The 7,502-nt window shown below is 48.7% G+C and carries 5 protein-coding genes and 1 pseudogene; all 6 read left to right on the top strand.

Translation table 11 applies throughout. From position 1 onward, the window contains the following. The first annotated feature begins 18 nt into the window (after window positions 1–18). Window positions 19–1,167, top strand: a complete 1,149-nt coding sequence (locus FP815_03385) for a molybdopterin-dependent oxidoreductase (protein ID MBA3013979.1) — start codon at window positions 19–21, stop codon at window positions 1,165–1,167. 48 nt (window positions 1,168–1,215) lie between these two features. Further along, on the top strand, window positions 1,216–2,799 hold the full coding sequence (locus FP815_03380; protein MBA3013978.1) for a molybdopterin-dependent oxidoreductase: 1,584 nt from the start codon (window positions 1,216–1,218) through the stop codon (window positions 2,797–2,799). Window positions 2,800–2,874: 75 nt separating this feature from the next. Further along, complete coding sequence (locus tag FP815_03375; GenBank protein ID MBA3013977.1) at window positions 2,875–3,084, top strand: FAD-dependent oxidoreductase; 210 nt, start codon at window positions 2,875–2,877, stop codon at window positions 3,082–3,084. Window positions 3,085–3,132: 48 nt separating this feature from the next. Beyond that, window positions 3,133–5,967, top strand: a complete 2,835-nt coding sequence (locus FP815_03370) for a CoB--CoM heterodisulfide reductase iron-sulfur subunit A family protein (protein MBA3013976.1) — start codon at window positions 3,133–3,135, stop codon at window positions 5,965–5,967. Beyond that, a pseudogene (locus FP815_03365) lies at window positions 5,964–6,575 on the top strand (hydrogenase iron-sulfur subunit). The gene FP815_03370 and the pseudogene FP815_03365 overlap by 4 nt, the downstream one beginning before the upstream one ends. A 265-nt stretch (window positions 6,576–6,840) precedes the next feature. Next, window positions 6,841–7,502 (top strand): DUF4405 domain-containing protein (locus tag FP815_03360; protein ID MBA3013975.1); only part of this gene is annotated, 662 nt, incomplete at its 3' end.

Raw genomic sequence — 7,502 nt, 5'->3', positions numbered from 1 at the left:
TCTGATCAAGAACTGGCCGTGAATAAACTGTCGGACACCTTACAGTTATCGGACACCAACTGTGTAAACGCTAATGTCAGGACTTCATTGACCAACCTTCACGGGGTGTTTGCCGCTGGTGACGCTGTATCAGGATCAAGGACAGTTATCCAGACTGTTGTTGCCGCTCGCCGGGCTGCTGAAAATATTCATGCCTTTGTCATGGGCAGTGACAGGGATGATTCTGAAAGCCGATTCAATTTTAATCGTGGCCGATCATTTGATGATGTTGATTTAAGGAATTTTGAAGGCATCAAGGTTAAGTTGCGCGAAAAGATGCCCACTCGGCCACCGGCGACCGCAGTCCAGGATTTCAATGAAATTAAATTAGGTTTTTCAGAAGAGATGGCCATTAAGGAGGCGGAACGCTGTCTCTCCTGTGGTTGTTCAGCCTTTGAGCGCTGTGATCTTAAGCGTCTGGCCATAGACCATAAGGTTGATCCCAATAAGACTGGTATGGGTTCAACCCCAACGTACAGTAGGTTTACCGACCACCCCACCCTGACGGTGGATCTTAATAAATGCATCTATTGCCAGCGTTGTAAAAATAGTTGTGAATATGATGCGTTGGACTTAACAGCATCAAGCTTTGATGAAAAAGGTAGGGCACAGGGCATCAGCTTGTCCTTTAATGAACGATGTATATCCTGTGGTAAGTGCGTGGATAATTGTTCCACCGGCGCGATCAACAAGAAACATCAAATTGTGCCAGTGGTCAATGAAGCCGTTAGAGAGGTCAGGACTACCTGTCCTTACTGCGGAGCCGGTTGCCAGATGTTGTTGCGGGTTAAGGGTAACACTATCCTTGAAGTGACTACAGAACCAGATCTTCCCCCGAATTATGGAGCGCTCTGCGTTAAGGGCCGTTTTGGATTTGACTTTGTTCAGCACAAAGAGCGATTGACCAAGCCCCTTATCCGTCGTGGCGGTCAACTCGTTGAAACCACCTGGGAGGAAGCTCTTAGCTACACTGCCAGTCGTTTTTTTGATATCAAAGCGATGTATGGTCCTGACGCCATAGCAGGATTTTCCTGTGCCAGGGCTACAAACGAAGAAAACTTTTTGATGCAGAAATTCATGCGCGCAGCGATCGGTACCAATAATATCGATCACTGCGCGAGACTCTGACACGCTCCCACGGTGGCCAGTCTGGCCATCACATTCGGCAGCGGCGCGATGACAAACTCCATCGCAGATACTACTAAGACAGATCTCTTTCTGATGATTGGATCGAACCCTGATACTAGTCATCCAACCATTGGTTTACGTGTCCATCAGGCAGTTGATCGTGGGGCCAAGTTGATCATCGTTGATCCGCGGAAGACAAAACTGGCGGAGCGGGCAGATCTGTGGCTTAGAATTCTGCCTGGTACGGATGTGGCTTTCCTCAATGGCTTGATGCATATTATCCTTGAAGAGGATCTTTGGGATAAGAAGTTTGTTGAAGAGCGTACTGAGGATTTTGATGAACTCAAGCAACTGGTTAAAAAGTACAACCCGGATTATGTAAGTGGAATAACAGGTCTTGCTGTTGATGATCTTTTCCAGTGTGCTCGGATGTTTGCCGGACCAGGTCGTCATGCCATCTTTCACGGCATGGGTATCACTCACTATACCACCGGCACTGATCGGGTTAAGTCCATTGCCAATCTCTCCATGCTCTGCGGCAAGGTCGGTGTTGAAGGTGGCGGTTGCAATCCCCTCCGTGGGCAGAATAATGTTCAAGGCGCATGTGACATGGGGGCTCTTTTTAATACCCTGCCCGGATATGGTGGCCTTAGCAACGAAGAGTTGTTTAACCAGTATGAGAAACTGTGGAAGGTTAAACTTCCACGGCGACCAGGAAAACCTGCGACCGAGGTGTGGGAAAATATCTTTAAAGGTGAAATTCGAGCGCTATACGTTTTTGGCGAGGACCCGGCTATTGCCGATGCCAATATTGCGCATGTCCAGGAGGCATTAAGAGAGGTAGATTTTCTGGTTGTCCAGGATATCTTTCTTACTGATACCGCAAAGGAAGCGGACGTTGTTTTTCCTGCAGCCTGCTTTGCCGAAAAAGAGGGTACTTTTACCTGTACCGAACGTCGAGTGCAGCGGGTTCGTAAGGCAGTTGATCCTCCAGGAGATGCTAAACCAGACTGGCAAATCTTCTGTGAACTATCGAAAAAGATGGGCTACGATATGGGGTATAAATCGGCCGAGGAGATCTTCGAGGAAGTTCGTCAATTGATGCCGATGTACGCCGGAATCACTTATCAGCGACTCGATAAGGTTGGCCTCCAGTGGCCAGTTCCTACTCTCGACCATCCTGGCACAACGGTGCTTCATACTGAGCAATTTACCAGAGGCCTCGGGCTTTTTGTGCCGGAAGGGTACCTTCCACCTCAGGAACCAGCAGACACCGAGTATCCAATGCTTTTCACAACCGGTCGTGAGTATGCCCGGTACAATTTTAGTTCCATGACCGGCAAGACTCCTGAAATCGATGTCATTGCCCCAGAGTGTTTGGCGGAGGTTAATCCCGTCGATGCAGAACGTATGGGGGTGCGACAAGGGAGCTGGATCCGCATCAGTTCACGCCGTGGTTCGGTCGAAATTAAGGTCACTATTACTGATCGCAGCCAGGAAGGTACGATATTCTCTACCTACAACTATGTCGAGACCCCAGTCAATTACTTGACACTGGACGCTCTTGACCGCCTTTCCAGAACGCCGGAATATAAACTCTGCGCAGTTAAGGTTGAAGTTTTAGAATACTGAGAGCAAGGAAGAAGTTAATCCATCCCATTCTTAATAGAGCTAAGATAGGGGTTTAACCGTTATTTGGAGTTTACTATGGCACAGGCTGTAACTAACAAGAAAAAAGCTAAAGGCACCTCTTCCGGCGCCGTCATGGTATTGGGTGGCGGCGTTGCTGGTGTCCAAGCTGCCCTTGATCTGACTGAATTGGGATATTATGTCTATCTGGTCGAAAAAACGGCTGCCATTGGCGGGGTCATGGCCCAACTGGATAAGACCTTTCCAACTAATGACTGCTCGCTTTGAATACTCGCGCCGAAGTTAGTTGAGGCCGGTCGGTCTCCCAATATTCAGATTCTCAGCAATACCGATTTCTTATCCCTTGAAGGAACGCCAGGTGCATTTACCGTTAAGGTTAATGTTCGGCCCAAATATATTGATGCAGCAAAGTGTACTGCATGTGGACTCTGTACCCAGTATTGCCCTCGACATCTTGTGGATGAGTATAATGAGGGTCTTTCCATCACTCGGCCCATTCATATTGATTATCCCCAAGCTGTTCCAGCATCGTATTATATAGATCCTGAAACTTGTATGCATCTGAAGCATGGCACCTGTAAGATCTGCGTGCCGGTGTGCCGGAGTCGAGCCATCGACTTCTCTCAGACAGCTAAGGTTGAGGAGCTTGAGGTTGGAGCGGTCGTGCTGGCGCCAGGATTTGGTCGTGTTCCAGAGTCTACTCTTGCCAAATACAGTTATGGGCAGCACCCAGATGTAGTGACCAGCCTTGAGTTTGAGCGGTTGCTTAATCCGTCTGGACCGTATCAAGGGCATGTGCTGTGTCTCTCTGACCAGCGACACCCCAAGAAAATTGCCTTTATCCAGTGTGTGGGGTCTCGTGATCTGGGTTGTGACAATGGGTATTGCTCCTCTGTATGCTGCATGTATGCCATTAAGGAGGCCATGGTCGCCAAAGAGCATGACCCTTCGCTTGATATTACAATCTACTATATGGACATGCGAACGCAGGGTAAGGATTTTGACGCTGCCCAAAAACGTGCCCAGGAGCAGTTTGGGATCAAGTTTGTCCGTGCCAAGGTTGCTGACGTCACACCGTGGGGTAAAAAGGGTCTCAAGTTGACCTACTCCACCATGGACGGAGCGCATGTATTTGCCGCGTTCGATATGGTTGTCCTTTCAGTAGGATTGGATGCGCCTAAAGACGCCCAAGATATTGCCAAGAAGCTGGATGTTGAGTTGAACGCCTATCAATTTTGTGACACGACTCCCTTTGCTCCGCTTAACACCAGCCGTGAGGGAATATTAGTAGTCGGTGCTTTCCAAGGGCCTAAAGATATCCCGGAAAGTGTCACCCAATCGAGTGCTGCTGCAGGTATTGCTTCAGTTATGCTCAAGCAGCAGCGGGGGGCCGGATATGTTATCAAATCTTATCCAGAGGAGCGGGATATTGCTGAGGAGGAGGTGCGGATCGGTGTTTTTACCTGCCATTGTGGGATCAACATCGGCGGTGTGGTCGATGTGCCGCTGGTCGATCAATACGCTGGTGGCATGGAAAACGTTGTCTATCACTCAGAATCGCTCTACAGTTGTTCTCATGATGCTCAGCAAGTCATCAAGCAGAAAATCAAGGAACACAATCTTAACCGTATTGTTATCGCGGCCTGTTCGCCGAGAACCCATGAGCCGCTCTTTCAGGAGACAATGAAAGATGCGGGACTCAACCGTTCCTTGTTTGAGATGGTCAATATCCGTGATCAATGTTCCTGGGTTCATGCCAATGAGCCAGAAGCTGCCACCAAGAAGTCTATGGATTTGATCAGGATGGGTGTTGCAAAGGCCCGTGGCATCAAGCCTCTCGCTGAGCATACCGTGCCTGTTACCCCAAAAGCAGTCGTGTTGGGAGGTGGTGTTGCTGGTATGACTGCTGCCTTGACTTTAGCTGATCAAGGCTACCATACCACTCTCCTCGAAAAGGAAGCATTTTTGGGGGGGAACCTGCTGGCGATAAAAAAGACTATCTTTGGTGTTGAAACTGAAAAGACCCTCAAGTCAATAATTGATCGGGTGCAAAAAAATAAGCTGATTGACGTCTGCACCCAGGCAGAGCTTGTCGATGTAGCTGGTTTTGTGGGTAATTTTAGTTCCGTTGTTAAGTTGAACGAAGGCAAGACATCAAAAGAGGTCACCATTGATCACGGAGTAATCATCTTGGCGACCGGCGGGACTGAATATGTGCCCAAAACAGTCCTGGGCAAAGAACTGGTGAAATCGGACAAGATCATCACCCAGAGAGAGCTTGAGACTCGATTGTATGCCAAGAACAAGAAAGATCTGCCTAACTCGGTGGTGATGGTTCAGTGTGCCGGATCTCGTGGGGATGATCTGAATTACTGTAGCAAGGTGTGCTGTAATCATGCAGTCAAGAACGCACTGATGTTGAAGGACCGTAATCCTAAAGCCCAGATCATTGTCCTTTATCGCGATATGCGGACCTATGGTTATGCTGAAGAGAAGTACCGTGAAGCTCGTGAGAAAGGTGTGGTTTTTATTCCTTATGAGACCAGCGCTATGCCTGAGATCACTAAAAAAGGCGGGTCTGTTGAGGTCAGTTTCTTTGATCCGATACTGCGTGAAGATGTAATTATTGCCCCTGACCTTGTAACATTGAGTGTTGGTATTGTGCCGCAGGGAACAGAGGTTTTGAGCAAACTGTTAAAAGTACCGGTTACAGCGGATAAGTTCTTCCTTGAGGCACATGTTAAGCTGCGTCCCGTCGAGATGCCGGTGGATGGAGTTTTTGTCTGTGGTCTGGCTCATTCGCCCAAGCCGCTGGATGAGACCGTAGTTCAGGCACAGGCCGCCGCTGCCAAGGCAGCCATACCTCTTGTTAAGGGGATGGTTCATGTTGCCCCCATTGTCTCAAACGTTAATAAGGAAGAGTGTATTGGATGTGGGTTATGTGTTAGTCTGTGCCCATACAAGACGATTAAGATGGTGGTAATGGAAGACAAGAAAAAGAAGGCGGAAACTATCGTCGCTTCATGCAAGGCCTGTGGTATTTGCGCGGCGCATTGCCCAACTTTTGCCATTTCCATGGGTGGCTTCACCAACGAGCAGATCTATTCGCAAATTGAGGCCTTTGGTAAATCTATTGAGGAAAATGTATGAGTCAAGCTTCTGAGTTCAACCCCCGAATCCTCGGGTTTCTCTGTAATTGGTGTTGTTACGCAGCCGCCGATGCAGCTGGTGTCTCGCGCTACCAGTACCCACCAAATCTTCGCACTATTCGAGTGATGTGCACCGGACGGCTTGATCCCGCCTTTGTCATGAAGGGATTGATTGAGGGTGCTGACGGCATCTTCACCGGTGGCTGACAACTCGGAGAATGCCATTACCAGGTTGGTAATTATGATGCAATGGGAGTTAACGGACTTATTCACAAGGTTTTGCGCGAGGTCGGCATCCGTCCGGAGCGATTTAATCTGCAATGGGCATCGGCTGCGGAAGCCCCACGTTTTGTTAAACTGATTACTCAGTTTACCCAGCAGATCAAGGAACTTGGGCCGCTTGGACATGCCGAGGGACTTTCCTATGTTGAGGCTAAAGCCAGAGTTCAGAAAGCGTTTGAGATGGTGAGCGACCGTAAGCTCAGGGTTGGTTTCGGTAATGTGACGAAGACCTTGCGTCAGGAAGGGGCTAACCTTACTGATGAAAAGATTGTTCAGACTATTGATGAAAAATTATCAAAGACTATCGCTAGTGCCCTTGGCGGGTGAAGATCTTCTTTGTTGCTTTAAAAAAAACCCTGGCCGGTCTATCGGTCAGGGTTTTTTTGTTGGTACAACACACCTACTTGGAATAAAATCATGTTGGGTTCTTTGGTCTCGGCTCTGGGAACGATCTCCTCATTTGTTGATTCTTGAGCCGAGACGAAAGGACAGGGCAAATATATTGAGTTCTTTGAGCATCCAAACAACTTGGTGGTGAATTGGTATAGTCAACAATCCGCTTTGAGCATGAGTGTATGATAGGAAATGCGTGATGGGGCAATCGATAGGCAGTGCAGTTAGAAGGTTTCTGATTGAGAGTCGATGGGGGACGAGCAGTATGGTAGCCCTGTATCTTTCCTTGATTTCCGGGGTGGTAGTCTCTCTCCAGTATGATTCCGCCCATCCTTATTATTCGGCCAGTAGCTTAGATATTCTGGCTCCATTTGGGGCATTCTGGCGGGCGTTGCATTTTTTTGCCAGTCAGGCCTTTTTTATCTTGGCTGTCATTCATTTAGTGGCTGTTGTTGTCGACCGAAGTCGTGCCCCAATGGCCTTCAATCGCTGGTTGCTACTGACTCTGTCTATGGTTGCGGCGTTGCTGCTTCTTTTTACCGGTTATATTCTGCGCGGTGATGCCACAGGCAGTTCCGCAGGCATGATTGCAGAAAACATTCTGCTCTCACTCCCCCTGATGGGAGGTTTGTTGGATTCACTGCTGTTTTCCATGATCGATGAGGGAATGAAGCGAGTGTATGCAAATCATCTCATTGGGTTGGGGTTGTTGTGGCTAGCCCTTGCCTGGGATCATATCCGTCGCTATCGGGTGAACTGGAGGCAACAGCCGGTTCTGGTTCTGTCTTTGATTGCATTGTCCGCTCTGATATCAGCCCCAATGGAGCCTGAACGACTTGGGGTCTTCCACACCAATGGTCC

The organism is Desulfobulbaceae bacterium (genome assembly GCA_013792005.1).
GTDB lineage: Bacteria > Desulfobacterota > Desulfobulbia > Desulfobulbales > VMSU01 > VMSU01.
This window is presented reverse-complemented; position numbering and strand designations above follow the sequence as displayed.